The organism is Aeromonas sp. 602658 (genome assembly GCF_049173005.1).
Classification (GTDB): Bacteria; Pseudomonadota; Gammaproteobacteria; order Enterobacterales; family Aeromonadaceae; genus Aeromonas; species Aeromonas veronii_A.
The window spans coordinates 1-691 of sequence record NZ_JAAKRF010000072.1; the positions used below are offsets into that span (position 1 = coordinate 1).

The 691-nt window shown below is 46.7% G+C and carries 2 tRNA genes and 2 rRNA genes; all 4 read right to left on the reverse strand.

The features are described 5' to 3' along the window. Positions 1–144 (reverse strand): 23S ribosomal RNA (locus tag G5253_RS20485); the annotation flags it as partial. 240 nt (positions 145–384) lie between these two features. Then, positions 385–460, reverse strand: a tRNA-Ala gene (locus G5253_RS20490). A gap of 16 nt (positions 461–476) precedes the next feature. Further along, a tRNA-Ile gene (locus G5253_RS20495) sits at positions 477–553 on the reverse strand. Between the two features lie 71 nt (positions 554–624). After that, positions 625–691: ribosomal RNA gene (locus G5253_RS20500) — 16S ribosomal RNA — on the reverse strand; the annotation flags it as partial.

Here is a 691-nt window from a genome sequence, read left to right on the forward strand (position 1 = left end):
AGTTATCTCGGGTGGGTTTCCCCATTCGGAAATCTGTGAGTAATAGCGTCTCTTACCGACTTCTCACAGCTTATCGCAGGTTAGTACGTCCTTCATCGCCTCTGACTGCCAAGGCATCCACCATGTACGCTTAGTCACTTAACCATACAACCCCAAGAAGTGTCGGTGAAACCGACGCAGCTTGTTGCTGTACAACAAGGACCAAATAAAATTTGGTTTTCGCCAAGAAGTTTCCAAAGCACTTGTAACAAATGTTTGAGAACTACTTTTTAAATCAGCTTTCCAGATTGTTAAAGAGCAAACTTCATAAAGAAGTCAAAGACATAGATTGAACATTTCGTTCAACTCATGGCTTTTGCTTCTCGCAAAATTCAGTACCGATTATGGTGGAGCTATGCGGGATCGAACCGCAGACCTCCTGCGTGCAAAGCAGGCGCTCTCCCAGCTGAGCTATAGCCCCATAATCTGGAACGAAGTGGTGGGTCTGAGTGGACTCGAACCACCGACCTCACCCTTATCAGGGGTGCGCTCTAACCACCTGAGCTACAGACCCACTTCGTGTACTGTCTCTAAACTTGAATCAAGGCAATCTGTGTGAACACTCAACAACACGACATCTTAAGGTAAGGAGGTGATCCAACCCCAGGTTCCCCTAGGGTTACCTTGTTACGACTTCACCCCAGTCATGAAT